Source organism: Limnothrix sp. FACHB-881 (assembly GCF_014698135.1).
Taxonomy (GTDB): Bacteria; Cyanobacteriota; Cyanobacteriia; order CACIAM-69d; family CACIAM-69d; genus CACIAM-69d.
Genome location: NZ_JACJSN010000025.1, coordinates 13,463 through 36,963 on the forward strand (window position 1 = coordinate 13,463; position 23,501 = coordinate 36,963).

The window sequence follows — 23,501 nt, forward strand, 5'->3', positions numbered from 1 at the left end:
CTTCCAGTGTGGCCGATCCCACCGGGAATGGTGACGCTCCCGATGAGAACTTCAACAAAATCACAGAAAAGTTCAAAGAGAGCGGGAGTTCCCGGTAAGTGTTCAATCAGCGATCGATAAGAAACCTCATCACTTGATCACAATTGCTTATCAGGCTCCCTGGCCTTCTCTAGAGTATTAGCAGGGCTGGTGGCTGCTTTCTGTATGCCGGCCCAAGGCGATGCAGGCGACATGACTGGACTAATCGCAACATCTCGGTTGTTGTTGGATGATCTGGCTCGACAAGGAACCCGATCGGGCATTAGTGGCTACTTGCCAGATTACGTGCCCGCTTTGGCAAAGGCCAATCCGCAAGAGTTTGCGGCCGCCGTGCAGGCCGTGGATGGCCGCAGTTGGGATCGATCGCCCCCGGGGCGGCGGGTGGTGTTGATGAGTGTGATGAAACCCCTGCTGTTGTTTTATGCCCTTGCGCTTCTGGGCCCCGAGGCTGTGAGCGGCTTGGTGGGCTGTCAACCATCCGCCAAGGCCTATAACGACTTGGATCAACTGCTGGAAGATGCGGGCCATCCCCGCAATCCCATGCTCAACAGTGGGGCCCTGGCCCTGGCGGGGGCCCTGCCTGGAACCACCGCACGCGATCGGGTGCGGCGGTTCCAAGCTTGGTTATATCGGGAAACGGGCTGCCTCATGCCCGTGAATGAAACGGTGCTGGCTTCGGTGCAAAGCCTGCCCAACGGCCGCAATCGTGCTTTGGTGCAAACCTTGGTGGATTCTGGCCGGGTGGCAGAGCCGGAAATTGCCCTGGAGATTTACAACCGGCTTTGTTGCCTGGGGATCACGATGCCTGAGTTGGCGGCTTTGGGCTGTTGGTTTGCCAACCCGCCGTCCCAATGGGCTGAATTGGTGCAGCAAACCCTAGGGGCGATCGCTGTGGGGGGTCTCTACCAAGATTCGGAAACCTGGATGGCGCACGTGGGCTGGCCCACCAAGTCCGGCGTGAGCGGCGTGGTTTGGTCAATCCAGCCCGGCCAAGGATCGATCGCCTGTTACAGTCCTCTGCTGAATCCCCAAGGCCATTCGATTTTGGGGTTGGACTTTGTGGAAGGGGCTATTCGCTGGTTTTGATTCACCCTGAACCCAATAGCCTGAATCCAATCAATCACTTCAAATGATCAAATAATCACTTCAAATTCCGTTGAAAGGTTGTTGAAGGGTTGTTGATTGTCAAGGTTGTTGATTGTCAAGATTATTGATTGTCAAGATTATTGATTGGGCAACGGTTCAGGAGGCAGACTCGGGGCGATCGGCTTGATTTTTGCGGCGACGACAGCGATCGGAGCAGTATTTCACTTCGTCCCAGCAGTCTGCCCATTTTTTGCGCCAGGTGAACGACAAACCACAAACGACACAAACTTTGGTGGGAAAGTCGGCTTTCTTGCGTTGTTTGGGCATGGAATCTTCAGGCGGATGGAGCGCACAATTCAACATTCAATTGGCGCAAGCATTCTAACGAATTTTCACCCCGAATTTTTGGCAGGTTCCCAAAGGCCTTTGGTCTCCAAGACCTCTGGCATCAAAGGCTTCTGGTATCAAAGGCCGCGGGCATCAGGCGAATTCTTGCCTCCGGCGGGAAACCAAAGGTGTCGATCGGCATCAATCTCGATTCGGCCTTGGGCTTGGAACAGTTGCAACAGCCGAGTCACGGTGACCCGGGTGGTTTGGGCGGCGCTGGCCAATTGCCGATGGGTGAGGCGCAAGTTCAAACGACGCGCTGAGCCAAGGGGCTGCCCAAATTCCCGATCGAGCAGTTGCAGCAATTGCCAAAGGCGCTCATCGGCGCGCTTCAGGGTGAGCAAGGATTTCAAATCGCTGGCCTGATCCAAACGGCGCAGGGCATGGAACAGCAGGTTACGGGCCAGGATCGGGGATCGTTGCACCTGGTCGATCGAGAGGGGCAACAGATCTGTGGGAGCCAAGGCCGAGGCCCGGTAAGGATTCACCGCGCTCAGAACCTGTCCAAAAAATGTCCCCGTGCTCGCAAAGCCCAAAATTGCTTCGGAACCGTCCGGCAGCAGGGTTTCGAGGGCCACGGCCCCGCGATAGACAACCCAGAGGCGATCGGGTTGGAGGGGAATGGTTTGGTTGGTGCGAAAAGATTCGAGGTTTTGGCTGCGGTATTGGGCTTCGAGCAACCGGCGCAGTTCCAGGTCGGTGCTACTGGCCAGGGTCGATCGGATCATTTTGGGCATGGGAGGGGAAGCAGAGGGCGATGGAGTGCGATCCCAGGACGCAAATTGCGGGTGCTGAGTCTTGGGAGTTGGGACTTGAATGATCTGTGCTCGATGACTGCCAATTGAGATCGTATCAGTTTTTGATCAATTGACATTAATTTTCAATAAGCAATAACCAAATCATCGGCAAAACCCTAGTGATTGCGAGGCTGGAGGTCTCAGCTTGTCAATAGCCTCTGCAATAACTGGGTCAAAACTGTAGTGCCCCACACCAACTCAGGCTAACGGCGACCGTTTAACCCCTTGCCAAGGGAATGTTAACGATCCATGAAGATTGCGCCGCAGCGCTTAGGGATGATCCGTTGATCAACCCCCCTCTCCGAGGATGTCTGGGCAGCATCTTTCAGGATGGGCCAAGCATCAATTGCCGTGGGGGCAAGGGGCTTAAGCCTCTTGTCTGCATTGATCGCTGGAGCTTACAGGGTGGCAATTTTGGCTTTTCAGACATCCTCTCAAGGCAGACGGGCCAGTTCCGTTTGCAGGATTTGGCAGAGTTCCCGATGGTTGGGGCCGTTGCTGGCAATGCGGCCGCCCCACTGGTTCAGATCGCCTGTGGCATAGCGCAGGGGTTGGCCGTCAAAGTGGGTGAACTGGCCGCCCGCTTCCGTCAAGATCAATTCCGGGGCCGCCATGTCCCAATCCTTGGGGGCCGATTTGCCCGAAAGGGAGAGGTACAAATCTGCTTTTTGCTCCACGATCGCGGCAATCTTGCCCCCAACGCTACCCACGGCGTGCTGATTTTGGCAGGGCAGAGCGGCCAGCAATTGGTTAAACCGCTGGTCTCGGTGCGATCGACTGACCACCACGGTCAGCTCCGACAGTTGGGCACAGGCCGACACCCGGGGCGATCGGGTTTGGCCAGCGCGATCGAACGCCACCGTTCCCGACCCTTTCACGGCCGCATACAACCGTTCCGCCTCCGGACAAGCCACGATCGCCAGTTCCGGCCGTCCTTGATAAACCAGCGCCAGGTGAATGGCATATTCGCCGGTTTTTTGAATAAAGTCCTTGGTTCCATCCAGGGGATCGATGATCCAAATCCAATCTCGATCGGCTGGAATGCCTTCTGATTTATAGGTTTCTTCGCTGAGGTAGCCAAACTCGGCGTTCCCCAATTCCTGCTGCAAATGACTGAGGATGGTTTGATTGGCGGCCAGGTCGGCGGCTGTGACGGGCCCGTCGCCTTGGTCTTCAATCGCCAACTGATCGCCTCGGTAATAGGCCCGCAGCACGTCGCTGGCGGCCCAGGCGGCTTGACGGGCGATCGCGCACAAATCCTCAAGGGGTCGCATGGTGGCTTAAATGCAGGATGGGAGCCTTGATGGTATCAGTTGATTAGGCTATTGGGGGATTAGGCTATTGGGGGATTAGGCTATTGGGGGATTAGGCTATTGGGGGATTAGGCTATTGGGTGACCAAAATTCAGGTAGCTTCCGGGCGATCGGGTAACTCGGGTTAACTGTCGATCGATTCCAAATTCAAACACCCAATCGGCAACCCCGGCGGCTAGCAACGGATCAACAAATAGCTTCGGGTGCAAAGCTTTCCAAAAGTAATCCACAAAATCAGAAATTTCCGCCTCACTCAGCCCCTGCCCTCCGGCGGCAATTCGATCGCGCTCGGCTTGCTGTCGCCACTGTTTTGAAAAGTGGTAATCGGTGGGTTTCAAAATCAAGAGCCGATCGCACCATTCCCAAAGGGGTAAATAGTCCCGTAATCGTTGATTGCAATCCTGGGCAAAGGCGCGATCAGCTTCCGAAAAAATGGGTGCTGGCCAATCAACAAGGGTTGTGAAATCAATCGGCTTCACTCCCACAAACCACCCTTCAAACAACACAATATCGACCGGCTGAATCATCTCCGCCGCCACGCGATCGCCCTGTCCCCCATGGCAGGATTTATCGAATCGCGGAATGGCTATGGTAGAAGATTGGGGCGATCGCAAGGCCCGTAACGTTTCCAGCCCCAGATCAACATCATGGGTTCCCGGCGGCCCCCGCCAAATGAGCCGAGAATCCTGTGCTTGCAACCGTTGCCGATCGGCATAGGTTTTGTAGAGGTCATCGATCGACCAACTGAGGGTTCGCCACCCCAGCAGCTCCAAAGCCACCGCCATCGCTTCACAAAGGGTGGTCTTTCCTGCGCCTTGCACACCCAAAATTCCCAACACGATCGGGCGATCGCTCTGGGCGCGTAATTGCCCTAACTCCAAGGCCAAAGGCCACCAAGCTTGCTCAATCATGGCCCGATTGCTGGGGTGATTAAGCAAAAAGGCCAAGCGCGATCGCTGGCCCAAGGCAACACAAAATGCTTCAAAATCCGGCATGAATTCCCAATGAATTCCCAATGAATTCCCAAGTGTTTAGGGGCGGTTTGTTCGCAAGCAAACAGTTGATAACAGCCCCTAAGCAACCAACATTGTTTCTAGGGTGTGTTGGTTCCAAAGGTCACGATATAGCCCCGGACGCGAGAGCAATTCATCGTGGGTTCCCATATCCACAATGGAGCCTTGATCCATTACTAAAATCCGATCGGCAGTGGCGGCGGCGGACATTTGATGGGAAATAAAAATCACGGTTTTCTTGGCGGTTCCGTCCGTCAGATTGCGCAAAATTTCTGTGGCGGTTTTGTTATCCACGCTCGATAGGGCATCATCCAAAATCAAAATTGGGGAACTGATCAACAGGGCGCGGGCCAGGGCGGTGCGCTGGCGTTGGCCGCCGGAAAGGGTGATGCCCCGTTCGCCCACCACCGTTTCGTATTGCTGGGGGAAGGTGAGGATTTCGTTGCGAATTTGGCTGGTGTCGGCGGCGGCTTCCACGGCCCCCAGGTCGATCGCGGGATTGCCGTAGCGAATGTTATTGGCGATCGAGGTGCTGAACAGAAAACTATCTTGGGGCACATAGGCGATCGCCCCGCGCAGGTCTTGGATTCGCAGTTGGGTAATGTCAATTCCATCCAGCCACAGTTGCCCCGGCTTCAGATCCAGCAGGCGCGGCAGGGCATTGGCCAACGTGGATTTGCCGCAACCCACGGGGCCCACGATCGCCACCATTTCCCCCGGTTTAATCTCGAAGTTCAGATCGTTCAAGGCCAGCCGATCGCTCCCCGGATAGCCGTAGCTGAGGTGGGTGGCTTTGAGGTGGCCCACCACTTGATCCAGCGGCAGGGCGATCGATTCGCTGTTGTCGATAATCTTCGGTTCCGTTTGCAAAATCGCTTCCACACGATTGATGCTGACTTCGCCCCGTTGATAGGTGCTGATCGTGAAACCCAAAAGCGCCGTGGGGAAAACCAATCGCTCCACATAAATCAGCAGCGCCACAAAATTCCCGATCGACAGTTCCCCCTGGGCGATCGCATCGGAACCAAACCACAACAGCACCAGCAAGCTGACACTCGCCAGCCCACCCAGCAGGGGAAACAGCACACTGCGGGTTTTGGCAAAGCTCAAATTCACCCGCAGCAACTGATCATTAACCCGCCGAAAAGCTTGCCGCTCATTCTCCTCTTGGGCATAGATTTTGATCGGAGAAATGCCGCTCATATCCTCTTGAATGAGGTCGCTCATTTCCGAGAGCCGTTCTTGTACTTCCAACTGTTGGGTTCGCAACTGATTGGCAAACAACTGCACCAACACCAACATCAAGGGATAAACCAACAGAGCCAACAGCGTTAACCGCACGTTGATGCTGAGCATAATGGGCAGGGTTAACGCATAGGCAAATAGGGTATTGGCCAAGCTTAAAACGGCGAACCCCATTAACCGACGAATGTTGTCCACGTCGCTGGTGGTGCGGTTAATGAGATCTCCGGCCGTGTTCACCGCAAAATAGGCCGGCTCCAGGGTCAATAGATGTTGAAAAATGCGTTGTTTCAGGTCAAATTCCACCTGACGACCCACCCCAAACACCAGCACCCGCGACACCATCCGAATCACCCACATCACCGAGGCCAAAACCATCACGGTCACGGCAAAGGCAAAGACGCGATCGAACGAGAAGCTCGCTTGCAATTCATCAATTCCATTCCGAATCAATAGGGGAATATAAACCCCCAACACATTCACCAACAGTAATGTGCCAATCCCGATCGAGGTTTTTTTCCAATAGGGTCGTAAATAACTGCCTAAAATTTTCAAGTTCGATCGATTGGAGCCAGCCATAAATTAGACCATCCTGATATAGGAATTCTTTGGAGGAATTTGTTGAACCAATCAGCTTCGCCCGCAAATTGTCCCCCAGGTTTTCACCTCGGAGTTTTGGTTCTTTTTGGGCCTTGATTCTTGAATCTTGAGCCTTGAATCTTGAGCTTTGAATTTTGAGCCTTGAGCCTTAGAGGCCGTTTGAACAGCCAAAATTGCTACTCAGTAAACCCTAGCGATCGACACAAATAAGGGGCTTAAGCCCCTTGCCCCCACAACTATCGGTGCTTGACCTGTGCCACAAGATGCTTGTTAGACACCCTCTTAGGTTTTCAGAATCCTGCGCTTTAGTCTTGAGTTGAGCGCCGTTGGTTCAGAGTCTTAATTTAAGGCCGTTTCCGCTTCTCCTGCGCCGGGCCCATCAAAGGATTCACCCAAATAAATCGCCCGAATATCCGGCGGCAAGGCTGATTCCAAGGCGCGGTAACTTTGGCGCAACTTGGCCCGAACGGCGGCCGGCGACAAGGATTCCCCTTCCGCTTGCAAATAGGCGGCGATCCGTGGCTCGCTCCAATGCAGGGTTTGGGCCATCAACACCATCAAACGCGCCGTGGGATCTTGCCGATCGAGCGCCGATTGCAGGTAGCACCAAAGGGGCGGCGGGGCGGCCGTCAAGGAATAGTGAATGGATTCCACAGGGGGCAATTCCGCCTGATTCACCATCAAAGCAGTCATGTTAATGAGCCAGTTTTGCAAGGTAAATTCATCGGCGCGATCGATGCGAGTCGCTCGCGCCCGTTCCAGATCTAAAGTGGGTAATTCACGAAAAATTCGGAACCAAATTTGGGCAAATAAATAATCCGCCTGGGCATCAGACGGAGCAGAATGTTGTACCAGGGAATAGACGATCGGGCTATAGCGACAAAACAAGGCTACAAAATAGCGGCCGGAGTCGGGATAGCGTTTAAATAAGTCCAATAATTCTGAATCACTGTATTGATTGAGTGATTGAACGATCGGATGGCGACATTCATGAAAACTGGGTGCATCCATGGGCAATCAAGCAATATCCGTTGCGGTGGCAAAATTCGGCCAAGAGGCTGCATCCCCTCGTTGGGATTAGGCATAGGCACTGGCCGAAACCATCAGCCTACCTTCGGGGGCTAATCATCCCCCAAGGAAGCCACATCATGCAGGGCATCTTCCATCTGCATTCGCTGTTCCATTTGCCGTAAAAAATAGCCCGTCATCATGGCCGAGGCCAACAATCCGGCCAGGTTTTCTCGATCGGTCACGATTTGGATGCTGAAATGTTCACCGGGCAAGGAACCGACCAAGCCTTGAACATTTTGGGAAACAATTTGCTTCACATCAGGGGTCACCGCCCGGGCCACACGGGCCAACACTTCCGGCGATTGACGCTGGAGGTATTGCAGCAGCGGATTGACGCGATCGTCATTCGATGCGTCATCAAACCAGTCAGCCGTTTCGGGGTTAAAAACCATAGCGTCGATTCAGTCGGAAGGACGATCGGACTCTTGGAGAATCCTACAGAAATGCTGGTTAGCGTTCTGGTTGGCGTTAACGATGTTGTTGAGTTCACCTGCAACCTTATGCAACAACGATCTGCCGCACATTGCAACGGTTGGTGATTCAAGAATTACCCAGAACGGGACTGGAAAGGTGCAAAGGGCAGTTGAGGGGACGGTGAATGAATTTGCACGCATTCCCGATCGAGTGGGATAGCACCAACGGAAGCACAAATAGAAGCACTAACGGAAATTAACGAACATTGCTCAACAATCTGGCCCTATTGTGACATTTTTGTTCAAGTCTGCAACGGAAGTTGATGGGCGGTGATTTTTCTTGCCGAATCCTTTTCCCACTGATCCTAAGTTGAGGATGCCCGGTTCAGGTGTCGATCGAGCAGGCGATCGAGCCAGTGCAGCAAGCCCAACACCAGTCCCACACTCAACACGGGCCAAATCCAGAATCCCCGGGCGATCGCTGGGGTGGCATCCAGGGCCAACCCACCCAACGGCGGCCCCACCGCATAGCCCACGGCCCAACAGAGGGAATTAATCGAAAGGTAAGTGCCGCGCAGGGATTCCGGAGCCAAATCCACCACCAGGGCCGAGCCAGAGGGCGTATAGGCCACCATGGCCAGGGACAACAGGGCCAAGGCCCCGATCGCCCCGGCCAGGGCCCAGGCTCCGGGCTGAATCCACCAAACGGCGACAAAGCCCGCCCCAAATAGCCCAGCGGCGATCGCCAGCGATCGGGCATGGCCATAGGGGCGCAGCAGCCGGGACATGGGCAGTTGGGTCACGGCGGCCAAAATAATATGCCCCGAGAACAGCACGCCAATTTGCGCGGGAGCCAAGCCCACGATCCGTTTGAGATAAAGGGGCAAGGTGGCTTCCACCTGGGCCAAATAGGTGGTGAACAAAATATTAGCAATCACAAACAGGCCGAGGAGTCGATCGCTCAGGGTTTTGCGCCAGCCGGCCCAATGGCCGATCGCCGTTTGGACTGCGGGCCGGCGATCGGGAACCAGGGCCACCACCGCCACCGCAAACAGCACAAAAGACAGGGCATCGCCCAAAAACAGCAACCGATAGAGACCCGTTTGGCCCACCAGCAATCCCCCGATCGCCGTACCCAAGCCCAACCCCACCACATCCGCCAGCCGCGTGACCGCAAAGGCTTCCCGCCGATGTTCTTCCGGGGTAAAGTCTGCCACCAACGCCTCCATGGCCGGCCAATATAGCCCCACGCCCAAGCCCATCAGCAGATTGCCCACAATCAGCAACGGAAACCCCGCCGCAAACCCCAACACCCCATCTCCCAGGGCCGAAGCCACCGCCGACAACAGCAACACATTGCGCCGGCCCACCCGGGGCGAATCAGACCAAGAACCGCTGGCCACCCGGCCCAGCACCCCCGACAACTGACCCAACCCCAGTGCCGTGCCCACGGCGGTGGCCGACAGACCCACCTGTTCCACAAAGTAAATTGCTCCGTAGAACATGACCAAGCCAGTGCCCAGGTGCAGCAAAACGCGCCCCAGGGTCAAAATCCAAACCACGCCGGACAAGGGGGGTAACCATTGTTGGCCAGTGGATTGAGTTGTGACTTGAGTTGTGGATTGAACTGCGGCTTGAATCGTGGATTGGACTGTGGAACGGAGCGATCGGCCTTTGGGAAACAGCCACTGTTTCAGTCGTTTTTTGGTGTGACGCAACACGGCCATGAACAGACCCCACCCCGCAAGGATTTAATCGACCGTTTCCGAAACCGGGAAGCGATCGAGCAGGGCCCGCGCTTCGCTGGCCCGATCCTTCAAGTCTCCCGCCAAATAGGGCACATGAATCACCTGGGAGAGCAAATCCAGCGTTCGGCGCACCATCCGCACCACATCCCCATCATCCAAGCTGGTGCGGGCCGACAAGTCCGACCACTCCGCCCCCAAGGCCCACTGCTCCACCAAACCGATCAGCTCGTCTTCCAGCAAAATCGGCAACATTACCCGATAGCGCCGCTGAATCTTGAACAGTTCTCGCCGCTGATCGCTCAGATCTTCCAGGGTGGCCAACACGCCATCCGTGGGGAGTGCGTCCGTCCAAGTGTCCGGGCGGGGTTCTTCAATCAGCAGGGCAGCACAGGCAGCGGCCAGTTGGGGCGGCTCCAGGCGATCGAACTCGCCAGACATCAGAGCCAACCCCAACCACAGTTCATTTTCCCCGCGCAACGTGGCGATCGCCTGGCCCAATTCCGTGGGCTTGTGGTTTTCGTCCAAACACTCGAAATATTGCAGGATTTCAATCAAATTCACGAACTCCTGCCAATAGCGCTCAGACATGCGCCCCAACTGGCCGCGTTTTTCCGCCAGAGTGGCCGCCAACGCATCCAAGTTGTGCAACGCCTTGAACAGGTACTTGCGATTAGTCCATTGGGAAACGGGATGTTCTTCCAATTGGGCCGCCACCGCTTCCACCCGTTCTCGCTGCTCAATCACTTCCGGCGCATCCTCCGGATCGGGCAGCACAGGAATTCGATGGATGATGGCCAGGGTTTCTTCGTCGCCGGCCAGGTGCTGGCCAGGTCGCAGGGGCAAAGCCACCGGGGGTTCCAGGCGATCGACCGCTGAAATGCGCGGAAATTCACCGTAAAGGCCCGCCACATCCTCGGTTTTCACCACATGCCAAGCATTGTCAATCCCCAAACAAACCAGATAGGGGAATCGCCCGGAGCCAGCCACCTTCAGCACCAACACCGCTGGCAAAGGTTCCTTCACCGGCATTGACGGCCCCTTAAGAGCCAGGACAGTCCCCGCCACGGCAAATTGCAAAGCGGGAGCCAAGTCCTTGCCGCGCACCACCTCCGCTTGTTCTTGCAAGGTTCGCAACAACCGTTCTTCGGCCTTGAGGCGCTGGTTGAGCTTTTCGTATTGGGCCACTTGGGCCAAGTCCACCTCGGCCGTTTGGGCTTGCAGTTGCTCCAGCTCGGTCGCCAGTTCCTCCACTTCCTCTTGGTAGGGAATCAGATGAATGGTGGAGAGATATTGGCCAAAGCTGCGTTCCACCAGGCTGCGTGCTTCCTCTAGGGAGTGGGTTTGCAGCAGGTTCAGCACCATGCCATAGGTGGGGGTGAACTGGCTAACGAGGGGATCCGGTTGGGAGGTGGCCAGGTGGGCCGCTTCCTTGGCTCCTTCAAAGGGCGTTTGCAGGGTCACCACATAGCCTTGAATGTCTTTGCCCCGGCGACCGGCTCGGCCAGCCATTTGCAAAAACTCGGAGGCGTTTAACAGGCGATGTCCCCGATCGGTTCGCTTAGACAGGCTGGAAATTACCGTGGTGCGGGCGGGCATGTTGATGCCGGCGGCCAGGGTTTCCGTGGCAAACACCACCTTAATCAGGCCGTCCTGGAACAGCTCTTCAACAAGGCTTTTCCAGGCGGGCAAAATTCCCGCATGGTGAGCAGCAATCCCCCGATAGAGGGCGGCCAGTTGGCCATCGCGGGCCGCGCCGGGATTTTTGACCAAGAAACTATCGATGCGGGTTTTCAGCAGCGCGGCTTCGCGATCGGACACCAAGGAGAGGCCGGCCGCATTGGCCACGGCACGATCGCACCCTCGGCGGCTGAAGATGAAATAAATGGCCGGGAGCATGTCCCGCTGCTGGAGTTGGGCCAACACAAAAGGAATATCCGGCGTTTCGGCCCGCAGATCCCGCTTCACCTGGTCACGGGGCTTGCGACGGTTCCGGCGCTCTGACTTGAACTGAGGGTGCAGCCGTTTGCCTTCGTCATCCAGCAGCGGAAACAGCCCTTTGTAGTTGCCAAAACTGAACCGCAAGGGCACTGGGCGGAAGTCGGAATAAATTAACTCTGTGGGCCCATGGACATAATTCAGCCAATCCGTGAGCTGTTGGCTGTTGGCCACGGTGGCCGACAGGGCCACCAATTGAATTTCAAAGGGGCAATAGATGATCGACTCTTCCCAAACGGTTCCCCGCTGGGAGTCGTTCATGTAGTGGCATTCATCGAGCACCACCGTTTGCACATCGGTCATGGAAGTGCCGATTTGCCCGATCGGGGTGCCATAGAGCATGTTGCGAAAAATCTCCGTGGTCATCACCACCACGGGGGCATCGCGGTTAATGGACACATCCCCGGTCAATAACCCCGCTTGATCTTCGCCAAATTGCTCTTTAAAGTCGCGGAATTTCTGATTGGAAAGGGCCTTGAGAGGCGTGGTGTAAAACACCCGTTTGCCTTGGCTGAGGGCGCGATAGATCGCATATTCACCCACCAGGGTTTTGCCGGAACCGGTGGGGGCACAAACCACCACGGACTTGTTGGCATTCAACGCCTCGATCGCTTCCAATTGAAAGCGATCGAGGTCAAAGGCAAAAACATCAGCAGGAGGCGGCCCTTGAGCGATCGAAACTGAGCCGGCCTGGGGCGAAATGGGGGAAACAGTCACGCGCGGCAGTTACTCAAACGGGGTGAAGGGGCGATCGACCCTAACCTGTTGGATGGGTGATGCACAGGCTAGAACCGTCTTCAATAGTAGAGCGAATTGGAAAACCCGTGCCACCACGCCCCCATCCCCCAACCGGCTCAATGGTCATTCCTAGGCAGGCACTTCGGCCACTAACTTGTGACCACTGAGGGCAGACTTGCGGCTGTCAAAAAGCTTGCCCAGTCCCTCCGTCACGTCCGCCACGATCTTTTGGGGACATTCCGCAATGAAGGCTTCGGCGGATAGTTCACCGGCAAAGAAGGCCTTGCCCCGATCGCGCAGTCGTGACATTTCGTCATAGCCCATGGCCTTCACCATGTAGGTCGTGAGGGGCGAGTTTTTGATGTCATAGTCAAAATCCTGCAACCGGCCCACTTCCACCAGGGTCAACACCTCCTCTTCAATGGTGTTGCGGGGATAATAAACATGATCCAGCGCGGGCAAAAAGTCCGCCAAGGAGGAAACGTTAAACCCTTCGCTCGGCATTTCACCCATCAACATTGACAGGGGAATATCCTTGCCAAAGCGCATGGACAGAGCCTCTAGAAAGGCGATCGTAAATAGCTTTGTGCCCAGATAAAGGCGACCAATTTCCAAGTTGCTGCGGGCCTGTTCCACCAGCGCATTAAAGGTGGCATCATCTGGCTCATCGCGGAACTGATGAAAAATGCGCTCCGGTTGCAGAGAATTCATGAAGCCTTCCATTTTTTGGAGGGCAACTCGGTATTGATAGACCGTGTAAGAGGTGGAAAACTTCAGATTGTGGTTGGTTTCCGGCAGCAGGCTCCAGGTGTTGTCCAAAAACCGAGCGGCGCTGGGGTTGGCAAAGCTGCCCACATCCCGATTGGCCAAGCGCACCGATCGCTTGACGGTTTTTTCAATTAACGCCTCATCTAGCCCCAAATCATATTTTTCATTGACCGAGTTCAGGCGCTGATACAGAACATCACAGTTACTGAACCCCTCGGCACTCTTGGGCCGAAATGGAATCGTTCCCTCAATGCAGGCGGTGATTTGGGCAATCAGGGCAGCGGGGGCATAGTCTTCTAAAATTTTGCCGGCAGCCAGGGCACTGAGATACTCATTCATCCCGGCATAGGGAGAGAGGGTTTGCCCCGGTTCAAAGCCAAAAATATCGGTGACCAACGCAAAGGTTTGGTCTTTTTCCAGCAGTTCCGATTGATCGCGAATAATTAAAGCTTCTCCCTCTTCGCGCACAAAGGGGGTGATGAAGTAACTGAGGTTGAAGTTAACGCTGCGATCGACCTGAACATAAACCAAGTCATGGAACAGGGCCGAGAGCACCTCGATCGGGTCTTCATGGCCCCCCACTTCAAAGATGTGCTCCGGCGTGTGGAAATAGCGCCACGGGCCGGTCATGGTTTGCACGATCGTGGCGGCAATCTTATCGAGCGGGGCCCGATCAATCGACAGCCCCGATGCCTGAGTCGCCCACACAAGCTTCTCAAGGCATTCTTCTCGATCGCGTTCTCGGCTCATCGCGTTGCCCCCGATAGGTTTGCCTGATGGTGATTAGACAGCCTCCCCACCGTTGGCGGTTGGGAATCTCAATGTCTAGGTTGGTTGAGGTTGAATCTTCCGAATCTTAACCGACATTCTGAGCGAGGCGGTCGGAATCATCACTTTTGAGCTGTTTGGCTCCCCGCCCAGCGGTCTGGCTCTGTCCGATGAGCTAAACACCAGTCAATGGCATCCAGTCAATGGCATCCAGCGACATTCCTCTCAATGGCATTTATAGCGCATGGGATAGGGTCTAGGCGTGATTTTTGACACCAGTACCCATGAGGTCGATCGGTCAGAAGTGACGCTTTGGGGCCAGCGCTGGGGGAAATTGGCGGGGAAAACCAATGATATTTGCCCTAAGGGCATTCTAGCGATTCTCGAGTATCTGCGCCGGTTTGGGGATTGGTGCCGGCCGCATATTCACAGAGCCGGGCCGCTTGCAGGCGATCGAGCGCTGCGTAGGTAAAATCGGCTCCCTGTACCTTGGCCCCTTTGAAGGTCGATCGCAGCAACATCGCATCGGACAGCACCGCATCGGTTAAATCCGCGCCGTTGAAATTGCTCAGGTAGCCAATTCCGTTGCTGAAATCCACGCCTTGCAGATTTGCGCCGCTGAGATTGCTGCCATTGAAAACGGCTCCTCGCAAGTTGGCCCCATGGAAGTCGGCTTGCTCCAGGTTTTCGCTGGCAAATTCAGCCCGCTCCAGGTTTTGGCCGGCGAAGTTGCGGTTGCTCACTTCCGCATCGTCAATGGCCCGGATGGCGGCAGAGCTGGCAGCCCAAGCGGGAGCAGCGATCCCCAGCCCACTCACCATTAGCAGGGCCGTGAGCGCGATCGCCCCCACGGCGGCCCGTAGTCGGGAAAACCCGAAACCACGAGGCAAAAAACCCAAAGACAGAAAACCGCAGGACAGGATCGATCGAGCTGATCGTGAGAGTTGGGAAGAATGGTGGGAAAAAACGATCATGACGGCGATCCCCGAAAGACAGCTTGAGAAACGGCTTGAGGCTATAGGCATTTTGCCATGAGCCTTTTCGAGCCGATCCGTCGGTGGTGATTTTTCCAGTGGTGATTTTTTCGGTGGTAATTGTCGAAGAAGGACTTTAGGGAAAAAATTCTTGGGGAATGACTCTTGGGGAATGATTCTTGGAGAGTGATGCTTGAGGAAATTTTGAGAATCATCACCGTTGATTACCCCTAGGGCAGCACGATCGCCTCACGGGCCCGGCGATCGCGTTGTCGTCGGTAAGCCCACAGGCTCGATCGCAACAGTAACCCCAAGGAAGCCAACTCCCCGGGCGATTCCCGAGACTGCCACTGGCCCGGCTGGCAATAGAGCCATTCCACCAGTTGCCGCTGTTGGGTCGGGGTCAGGGGTTCCCAGGCCACTTCCAAAAGCGCTTCCTCGGTTTGGGGATCGCGATCGGGCTGCTGGAGCAATCGCACCGGCAAAACCAAGGGCTGACCAAAGGCGCGATCGATGAGGTGTAATTGCCCCTGCTCCGGGTTCTCGGGGGTGATACTCAGCGGCGAGCAATCCGCAAGCATCGAAGCGGTCTGGGTCACTGGGGATGGTTGCGCTTCTCCCAACAGGATCCGGCGCACCGTTGCCCAACGGGCCCCAATCCCCGATTTCGGTGTGGGTTGGGGCGACCGGGTGAGGGCCACAATGGCTCCCGATTCGGAAGCCAGACGCAGCGTCACTCCCATGGGCCAGGGGCGATCGGCTAGTTGCAGCAACCCCGGGCGATCGCGCCGGAACCACTCATGCCGATTTGGCTTCGGAGCATCCACGGAAGCCAAAACCGCCGCCCCCACCAACAGCAAGTTATAGGTCAACCAAGCCAAATTCAGCTCACCGCCGCTTTGGCCCGCTGGCAAGGGCAACCACCCCAACACCTGCGCCAAAGACCAGCCCCAAGCCATGGCCGTCAACCCCCAAATGCCAAGCAGCGGCAGCCCCGGCATGGGGTTGAACACCGCCCGATCGCGGGCAATGCCCTTGGGAGTGACCCGAAAGGCGCGGCCAAAGGGCCGCCAAAGCGTGTGCAACACCGTGAGGGCGATCGGGAAGCAATTCACAATCGCATAGACATCGCCCAAGGTGGCCGAACACGATCGCCGGTTTAACCAATTGCAGGTGGCCAAATGGGCCACGTAAAGCGGCAAAAACCACAGTAACCACTCCATCACATCCGCCTGCATTGGCGAAATGCCCAGCAGGGCGATCGGCAACGGAGCCATCAAAAACAACAGCCGAATGAGCGACAAGCCCCAGTAAAACCAACCTTGGGCATAGTGCAACCGCTGCACCAACGTCAGCCCCCGAATGGTCAGCGGATTTTCCGGAATGAAAAAGCCCTGCATGGTTCCCGCTGCCCAGCGCTGCTGTTGGGCAATGTAAGCCGACATGCTCTCAGGCGACAGCCCCGCACTCAAGGCCTCATTCAAGTAGCGAATTTGGTAGCCACTGGACATCAAGGCAATTCCCGTGAAGTAGTCTTCGCAAAGACTGCTGGTGACAAAGCCGCCCACCTGCTCTAGGGCACTGCGACGCACCACAAAGGACGAGCCATAGCAAATGCTTGCGCCCACACCGTCCCGCACCGATTGGATATAGCGGCTGAACACGTCACGGTTTGTGGTGAAGCGATCGCCCAGCCCCAGGTTATAAACGATCGGATCTGGGTTAAAGAAATGCTGGCGAGTTTGCACCAGACCCACCGAGGGATCATGGAAAAACCCAACCGTTCGTTGCAAAAAGTTGCGAGTGGGTACAAAGTCCGCATCAAAACAAACGATTAATTCCCCCTGGGTGCAACCCAAGGCATGGTTTAAATTACCGGCCTTGGCATGGGTGTTATTCGCCCGCGTCAGGTAATGACAGCCCAGGGTTTGGGCCAGGTCACGCACTTCAGGCCGCCGTCCGTCATCTAATGAATAGATTTGCTTGGGGCCGTAGTTCAGCGCTTGGCAGCCAATGACCGTGCGGCGCAACACGTCCACCGGCTCGCCATAGGTGGGGATCCAAATATCCACGGTGGGTTGATAGCCCGTGGCGACCAACGCGGCGGCTCGGGCCGCTTCGGCCCGGCGATCGCCCGATCGCAACATCAGCGCCAAATCCAAACCACTATTCACCCAAAGGGCAATTTCACAAACCAACAGCAAGCCACTGGCCAGCCCATCGGCCACCGTGCTGAAATTCAGCGTCATGGTGACCCGCCAAACGATGTAGCGCAGGGTCAAAGCACCCACGATCGCCACCACCAAGGCGCGCGATCGTTGGCTGGGCATTCGTCGCCAGCGAGGTACGAGGGCCACCGTCGCCACCAACCCCACCACCATCGCCACTAACCAACTGCGATATTCGGGCTGGTCGGGCGTTTGTCCCAACAGTTCCAACCCCCAAAGGGGCAACATCAAAGACGACTGGGCAAATTCCGTTAGGCCAGTGCAACGAGCCAGGGATTCCGCCAACAGCAGCATTAGTCCGATCGCCCCAGCCAAAATGCCCAGCCAACGCCCCGTCAATCGCCGTGGTTTTGAACCATGCGCCCGGGCCGGCGAGGTACGACGTAACCAAGAAAGAGTCATAGGTTCAGAATCGTTACAACCGTCAAAACGCCATTCCGTTTCGCTATTTCATGTCACCGTCAGGACTCGATCGGATCTGACTCGATCGCTGGTCACTTGGTCGCCTCTGCCATGCTCATTCCCAAGTCCACGCTCACTCAGCCATTCCAGCCTATGGACTCCGGATTGATTCGGCGGTGACCCCCGATCGAGCAAGATGCGTCGTTCATCACTCCCTCTGCCAGAGTAACAATTCTTTGTAAAAATATCTTTACAAAATAACGGGCACTAATGGTCGCTATCAGCAAGGGCGATCGCCATCTTCAACAGGGTTGAAAGATGGGGTTACAACGGCGATCGCCCCAATCCATCACAATTCACCAACGGCATCGGGGCGATCAAGCTATATTCTGATCAGAATTTTGATCAGGGGTTGCGGGGCTTGAATCAGTGCTTGGATCGGCCACCTAAAGGCGATCTAAAAGCCGCCCAAAATCGGACTTCCTCGATCGTGCTTGAGCATCCTTCAATCAGCCCGAATACCTAGAGAGACCCATGACAGCCGTAGACATTTTGGGGATTTTGCATCCAGGGCTAGCCGTTGTCCTTGTCTTCCCAATGATTGGCATTGTGTCGCGGGCCGCTTGGCAGGTTCGCCAACGTCGGCTTGCCAGCGCCGCCGGTCAAAAATCAAAGATCCCGCCCAGCGTTGGCCTCGAACACGTGGAGATTGGGCGCTGGCTGACGGGATCGATTGTTGGCATTATTTTGGTTGCATTTGCCTACATTTTATTTGCAGACAAAACCAACCTGTTGGATGCGGCTAATTGGAGCCAAAAGGGTGGGCTATTGGCAACCCAATTAGCATTTTTTGGCGTAACGATCGGCTCATTAATTTGTTTATATCGCTCCAGCAGCAAACAGTGGCGAGCCACATTTGCCACCCTGTCCGGCATGGGTCTAACCATCATTGCAGCCCAAGAAGGAATCTATCGCCGCGATCATGAATGGTGGGTTTCCCATTTTTACTATGGAACCCTGGCTGGCCTATTAATGATTTTTGCCCTGGCAATTTTGCCGGAAATTTACCGCAACAAGACCTGGCGCAAAGCCCATATTGTGGCCAATGTGGTTGCCCTGTTGCTGTTCTTAGGTCTGGGATTTACTGGCGCAAGGGATTTGTTGGAATTGCCCCTCAGTTGGCAGAAGAGCTTTGTTTATGGTGGCTGCAATGCTGAGACTCAAACCTGCCAAGCGCCTGCCCCGCCAGCTCCATAGTTTGTGAGGGTGATCGTCCAAGCGATCGAGCCAAGGTCAGATATTGGCTACAACCCAATCGACTGTAGCCAAATCGACTGCAACCGAATTAACCATAAGGAATTAGCCACGCGATCGGGTAATTTCCACTGCAATTGTGCCTGCAAATTCTGGAATCGGTGCGGCTGGCTTCGTTACCCGCACCACCACCCGTTCCACCCCCTTCAGGGTCAACAGCCCATCAGCAATGTTTTGGGCCACCCGTTCAATCAAATCCACCTTGGATTGGGAAACGGTTTGGCGGATATGCTCGATCGCTGCGCGGTAGTCCAACGTATCTTCAATGCGATCGCTCTGGCCCGATGGAGCCAAATCAATATCCAGCGTCGCATCCACTTCAAACCATTGCCCCAGAACTTTTTCTTCTGGTAAAAGTCCCGTGTAACCGTAGCATCGCACTTGCGAGATATAGATCCGATCCAAACTCTGAGCCAAGTTTTTTCTCCCTACCATTTCAATTCAGCAGCGATTAAGCGGCATTGTTGGCAGTTTCAAATTTCCGCAGCTCCGATGCTTACGGCACGGAGACACCAGGGGCCATGACTTCGCCCCTTGCCTAGACCTATCTAGACCTGCCTAGAACTGCGTTGAGTCACTGCGTTGAGTGGCGGAAACTTAGTTGCTGAGGGTGCTGGGTTCCAACCGCTGACAGGCTGATAACCCCAGGCCGGGATCCGCTCGGTAGGCATCCGTTGGCACCCACACTGTCACTGAGCGATCGCCCATCACTTGGTAAAGATATTGCACCGTGGCATCAAACAACGGCCCCACCCGCAAGTTGGAAAAATCATCTTCGGCGCTTTCAAACCCAAACCGCACTACGATTTGTGCCAACAGGCAACCGGGAGTGTCGATCGACTCGCCTGAAATTTCCCGTTCCTGCCAAAACTTGTCTAGAAATGGCTCCAAAACCGGCAAAACCTTTTGAGGTTGACCATTCCGACTGGAATAGACAACTGCGGAATTGCCCTCAACAAGAATGTGACACGCCGTACCCATAACCGCGCCCAAAGACTGGTGAAAAGACCCAAATGCTTGCGACACATCCATCAAACCATCAAAACCGTCTTCATCTCGAAAAATTTTGAGTAGGATAGTCTGCGAGACCGCCCCAGCCCCGATCGCCCCGTGGATGTTGGCTGAAGCTTATGACCGAAGAAGGCCCCTAGCCTCCTTTCCTGAATTTGGCCCTTGGGCTAAACCGTTCAGGAAAGGGCCCGGCAACCCGGTTAGGAGATAACTAAGCGTTGCGGTAACACCATGACCGCCGCCACAATCCCCTAGACTTGGAAGCCAATGGGTTCCTCGCCCCAGCCCCCAGCCACCGTACAGGGTGCAACGGTGCGATGCAGTCCAACCGGCCGCCGATTTTCGTCGGGCCACCCTGGCCGTTGGCACGATCGTCCGTGGGGTGCTGAAGTCGCGCGAACGCAGAGTTAACCTCGTTAGATTTTTTCGATGGCAACGACGAACCCGCAACTGGAACGCGCCAAACAAGGCGACCCGGAGGCGATTGCTGCCTTGATGCGGCGATCGCTGGAACCCAAAGGCATCAACGTCCAAGCCGAAAGTGGTGGCGATGTGCTGCGTGTGGTGTTGGAAGGCTCCCAGCCTGTCAACCGCGAAGCACTGCTGGCCTTCATCCGTAAGGGGATGCTCCAGTTGGGGGTGAAGGGTCTCCGCTCGATCGCCGTGGAATGGCGGCAGCCGGGCAGCTTGCTAACCGATTGGACTGATTCGATTTCCCTCGACGACGACGAACCCTACGGCCTCGATGCGCTGAGCATGTCGCAAATCGAAGCACCCAACACGCCTCCCGTGGATATGGATGCGCTATCGGATGACGACAGCTACGGCGGCGGCTACGGCGCGCAGTACGGCATGGAAGATGACTCACTGCCCATGGATGACGATGAATCCTTGGAGTCAGAAGACAGTTCCGAGCCGGCCAAGCCTACCAAAAAGGGCGGTGGCGGCGGCCTGATTGGGTTGCTGCTGGGGCTGATTGCCATTGGGGGCGGGTTGTATTACCTCTACACCAAAGGGCATCTCAACGAGGTGGTGGCCAGTTTGCCGCCGGAAGTGCAAGTTTATTTGCCACCCGTCACCCCAGAATCAGCGGAACCGGCGATTACGGCCGATGGCACTGAGGCTCCGGCGACCAGTCCGGCCCCGGCGGCCGAATCTCCCGCCGCCAGCCCGGCCCCGGCGGAAGCGCCCGCTGCTAGCCCTGCGCCGGCCAGTCCGGCCCCGGCGGCCGAGTCCCCCGCCGCTGAAGCTCCGGCAGCGGTTCCCGCCAGCCCCGCTCCGGCCAGCCCGGCCGCTGAGGCTCCGGCGGCCAGCCCCGCTCCGGCCGCTTCGCCTGCAGCTAATCAACCGAATCCGGATTTTGCGGAAGCGGTGCGCAAGGCCACCAGCGCGGCCAAGTTAGCCCAAACGGCCAAGACCAAGGCGGAATGGACAACGGTGGCGGCAGAGTGGCAGGCGGCTTCGGCTCTGATGCAGAAAGTGCCGGCCGACAGCCCGAATGCTTCCATTGCTCAAAATCGGGCCCCGCAATATGCCCAAAACGCGGCGATCGCCCGGGCCAATGCCCAGGCAGCACCGCAGTAGCATGGCGGGCTGATTTCGATTCAGAATCAGCTTCAATTCAGAATCAGCGCAACAAATTCCCCCTGCCTAACGATCCTTCCTGGGTCGCTTGGGTGGGGGGAATTGATTTGGAGCCTGTCAATCTTGGGCTTGGGGATTGGGCGGCTGGCGCTAGGGGGTCGATTGTTGCGCGATCGCCCAAGTTTCTAACGCTTCCGCCAATCCATCGAGGGTATATTCCCGCGCTTCCGCATCGACACGATCGAACAGATCACGGCAAGTTTGGGAGGTTTGCGGCCCGATCGAGGCTAAGCAAGCCCCGGCCACCTGATCAATTTCAAAGCCTGCCCGTTGCAGCAGGATCAGGAAGTTTTTGACGGTTTTGGAGCTGGCAAAGGTGATGGCATCCACCCGCTTGGCCCGCAGCAGGGCGATCGCCTCGGGGGTGAGGGCTGCCGGACAACGGGACTCGTAGGCGGGCACTTCCCAGAGGGTGGCTCCTTGGTCGCTGAGTTCTTTGACCAGCACATCGCGCCCGCCGGTTTCCACGCGCGGAAACAGCACGGTGCGATCGCGCAGGGATTCGGGAAAATGGCTCACCAGCGCATCGGCGATGAAATCCGGGGGGATGAAATCCGGCACGATGCCGAACTGCTGAAGACATTGGGCGGTTTTTTGACCCACCACGGCCACTTTGCAATGGGCCAGGGCGCGGCTGTCTTTGCCAGCGGCCTGGAGGCGGCTAAAAAATGCCTCGACACCGTTGGTGGAGGTCAAAATTAGCCAATGACAACGTTGGAGGTCAGCAATGGCCCGATCGAGCGGTTCCCAGGTGCTGGGCGGGCCAATTTCCAGGGCGGGCACTTCCAGCACTTGGGCCCCGGCGGCCTGAAGCCGGCCGGTGAAGCTGCCTGCCTGGTTGAGCGATCGGGTCACGAGCACGGTTTTGCCCGCTAAGGGTTGGGCGATCGAGGGTTTGGGCATCGAGGGTTGAACCATTAACGGTTGAACCAAGGAAGAATGATCCACCGGGTCGATCGCCTCGGCTGGCCCCAACTCAAGCAGCTCAGGCAGTTGGGGTAGCACAAACCCTTGGCCCCAAGGAGCCAGAAAATCCCGCAGTCGCACCACTTCCCCCACCACCACCACGGCCGGCGAGAGGGAAATGCGCTCCGTTTGCAGGGCGATCGATTCCAGCGTGCCCGTCCAAACCTGTTGCTGGGGAGTGGCGGCGGCGCGAATGACGGCCACGGGAGTGACGGACGATCGACCGTGGCGAATCAGTTGGCGGGTAATTTCTGGGAGCGATCGGCCCGCCATCAAAAACACGAGGGTTTCCAGTTGGGCCAGGGCTTCCCAGTGCAACTCATCGGGTTCATGGGCACTGGCCACCGCGAAGCAACGACTCAGCACCGCATCGGTGAGGGGAATGCCCGCCAGCAGCGGCCCCGCCAGGGCACTGGACAGACCGGGAATCAGTTCAAAGGTTGCCCCCGCTGCTTGCAGGGCTTGGATTTCGCTGCTGGCACGCCCAAACACAAAGGGATCGCCCGCCTTGAGACGCACCACCCGCTTTCCCGATCGCCACTGCGCCACCAGCAAGCGATCGATCTCCGGTTGACTGGGGGAGGGCTGGCCGCCCCGTTTGCCCACGTCGATTCGTTCACAGGTGGCGGGAATCCAGTCCAGCAGCGCCCGATCGACTAGGGCATCATGCACCAACACCTCCGCTTGGCGCAGCACCTGAGCCGCTTGCAAGGTGAGATAGGCCCCATGGCCGGGCCCGGCTCCCACCAAGGCCACGGGCGGGTTCACAACGGACGGGTCGATCGGGTTGGGCGAGGCGGTGGCCATGGTTGGCTCCTATACGCAACGGTTATTTCCAACTTCGCATATCTGCGGCCCGAGGCCGCCGACCCCCAGGGCTGCACCACTGCCTCCCGCCGATTAGCCCAACCGATCGCCCCACCGATCCGGGTTGAGATACCTTTTGAGCGATCGATGGAGTGAATCGATCGGTTAGATTGATTC

Annotated in this window: 18 protein-coding genes; 3 read left to right on the forward strand and 15 right to left on the reverse strand. The window is 56.6% G+C overall.

Going from position 1 to position 23,501, the window contains the following annotated elements:
- Positions 1-231 precede the first annotated feature (231 nt).
- Positions 232-1,125: a glutaminase gene (locus H6G52_RS17140; protein ID WP_190529920.1), complete on the forward strand. Its 894-nt coding sequence runs from the start codon at positions 232-234 to the stop codon at positions 1,123-1,125.
- 156 nt (positions 1,126-1,281) lie between these two features.
- On the opposite strand, the gene H6G52_RS17145 is transcribed toward H6G52_RS17140, so the two are convergent.
- The 12 genes from H6G52_RS17145 to H6G52_RS17200 form a co-directional block, all read right to left on the reverse strand.
- The gene (locus H6G52_RS17145; protein WP_099534134.1) at positions 1,282-1,452 is read right to left on the reverse strand and encodes a DUF2256 domain-containing protein; all 171 of its coding nucleotides are present in this window, start codon (positions 1,450-1,452) and stop codon (positions 1,282-1,284) included.
- 137 nt (positions 1,453-1,589) lie between these two features.
- A complete protein-coding gene (locus H6G52_RS17150; RefSeq protein ID WP_190354801.1) occupies positions 1,590-2,249 on the reverse strand; it encodes a Crp/Fnr family transcriptional regulator in 660 nt (219 codons plus the stop codon).
- Between the two features lie 494 nt (positions 2,250-2,743).
- A complete protein-coding gene (locus H6G52_RS17155; protein ID WP_099534132.1) occupies positions 2,744-3,583 on the reverse strand; it encodes a 3'(2'),5'-bisphosphate nucleotidase CysQ in 840 nt (279 codons plus the stop codon).
- Between the two features lie 107 nt (positions 3,584-3,690).
- Positions 3,691-4,617 (reverse strand): glycerate kinase, encoded by a 927-nt coding sequence (locus H6G52_RS17160; RefSeq protein ID WP_190529922.1) that lies wholly within the window; start codon positions 4,615-4,617, stop codon positions 3,691-3,693.
- Positions 4,618-4,695: 78 nt separating this feature from the next.
- Positions 4,696-6,456 (reverse strand): ABC transporter ATP-binding protein, encoded by a 1,761-nt coding sequence (locus H6G52_RS17165; protein WP_099534130.1) that lies wholly within the window; start codon positions 6,454-6,456, stop codon positions 4,696-4,698.
- Between the two features lie 360 nt (positions 6,457-6,816).
- Positions 6,817-7,488, reverse strand: a complete 672-nt coding sequence (locus tag H6G52_RS17170) for an RNA polymerase subunit sigma-70 (protein WP_099534129.1) — start codon at positions 7,486-7,488, stop codon at positions 6,817-6,819.
- A 110-nt stretch (positions 7,489-7,598) separates the two neighbouring features.
- On the reverse strand, positions 7,599-7,940 hold the full coding sequence (locus tag H6G52_RS17175) for a DUF760 domain-containing protein (RefSeq protein WP_099534128.1): 342 nt from the start codon (positions 7,938-7,940) through the stop codon (positions 7,599-7,601).
- Between the two features lie 386 nt (positions 7,941-8,326).
- Entirely contained in the window at positions 8,327-9,688 is a 1,362-nt protein-coding gene (locus H6G52_RS17180; RefSeq protein WP_190529924.1) for an MFS transporter, read from the reverse strand.
- A 24-nt stretch (positions 9,689-9,712) separates the two neighbouring features.
- Positions 9,713-12,421, reverse strand: a complete 2,709-nt coding sequence (locus H6G52_RS17185) for a DEAD/DEAH box helicase (protein WP_370567737.1) — start codon at positions 12,419-12,421, stop codon at positions 9,713-9,715.
- Positions 12,422-12,571: 150 nt separating this feature from the next.
- Positions 12,572-13,960, reverse strand: coding sequence for a hypothetical protein (locus H6G52_RS17190; RefSeq protein ID WP_099534125.1), 1,389 nt, complete (start codon positions 13,958-13,960; stop codon positions 12,572-12,574).
- Between the two features lie 380 nt (positions 13,961-14,340).
- A complete protein-coding gene (locus H6G52_RS17195; protein ID WP_242026470.1) occupies positions 14,341-14,877 on the reverse strand; it encodes a pentapeptide repeat-containing protein in 537 nt (178 codons plus the stop codon).
- A gap of 305 nt (positions 14,878-15,182) precedes the next feature.
- Positions 15,183-17,582, reverse strand: coding sequence for a glycosyltransferase (locus tag H6G52_RS17200; protein ID WP_190529926.1), 2,400 nt, complete (start codon positions 17,580-17,582; stop codon positions 15,183-15,185).
- 534 nt (positions 17,583-18,116) lie between these two features.
- Between H6G52_RS17200 and H6G52_RS17205 the strand changes: the two genes are divergently transcribed.
- The gene (locus H6G52_RS17205) at positions 18,117-18,839 is read left to right on the forward strand and encodes a DUF4079 domain-containing protein (RefSeq protein ID WP_190529928.1); all 723 of its coding nucleotides are present in this window, start codon (positions 18,117-18,119) and stop codon (positions 18,837-18,839) included.
- Between the two features lie 102 nt (positions 18,840-18,941).
- Here the strand turns inward: H6G52_RS17205 and folB are convergent, their stop codons facing one another.
- Together folB and H6G52_RS17215 are read right to left on the reverse strand one after the other, a co-directional pair.
- Positions 18,942-19,301 carry a dihydroneopterin aldolase gene (gene folB, locus H6G52_RS17210; protein ID WP_099534150.1) on the reverse strand — a complete coding sequence of 120 codons (360 nt, stop codon included), beginning with the start codon at positions 19,299-19,301 and terminating at the stop codon, positions 18,942-18,944.
- A gap of 192 nt (positions 19,302-19,493) precedes the next feature.
- A complete protein-coding gene (locus H6G52_RS17215) occupies positions 19,494-19,877 on the reverse strand; it encodes a histidine kinase (protein ID WP_190354795.1) in 384 nt (127 codons plus the stop codon).
- A gap of 459 nt (positions 19,878-20,336) precedes the next feature.
- Between H6G52_RS17215 and H6G52_RS17220 the strand changes: the two genes are divergently transcribed.
- Entirely contained in the window at positions 20,337-21,491 is a 1,155-nt protein-coding gene (locus tag H6G52_RS17220) for a hypothetical protein (protein ID WP_190529930.1), read from the forward strand.
- Positions 21,492-21,641: 150 nt separating this feature from the next.
- Here the strand turns inward: H6G52_RS17220 and cobA are convergent, their stop codons facing one another.
- Positions 21,642-23,324, reverse strand: coding sequence for a uroporphyrinogen-III C-methyltransferase (gene cobA / locus H6G52_RS17225; RefSeq protein WP_190529932.1), 1,683 nt, complete (start codon positions 23,322-23,324; stop codon positions 21,642-21,644).
- Positions 23,325-23,501: the final 177 nt, after the last annotated feature.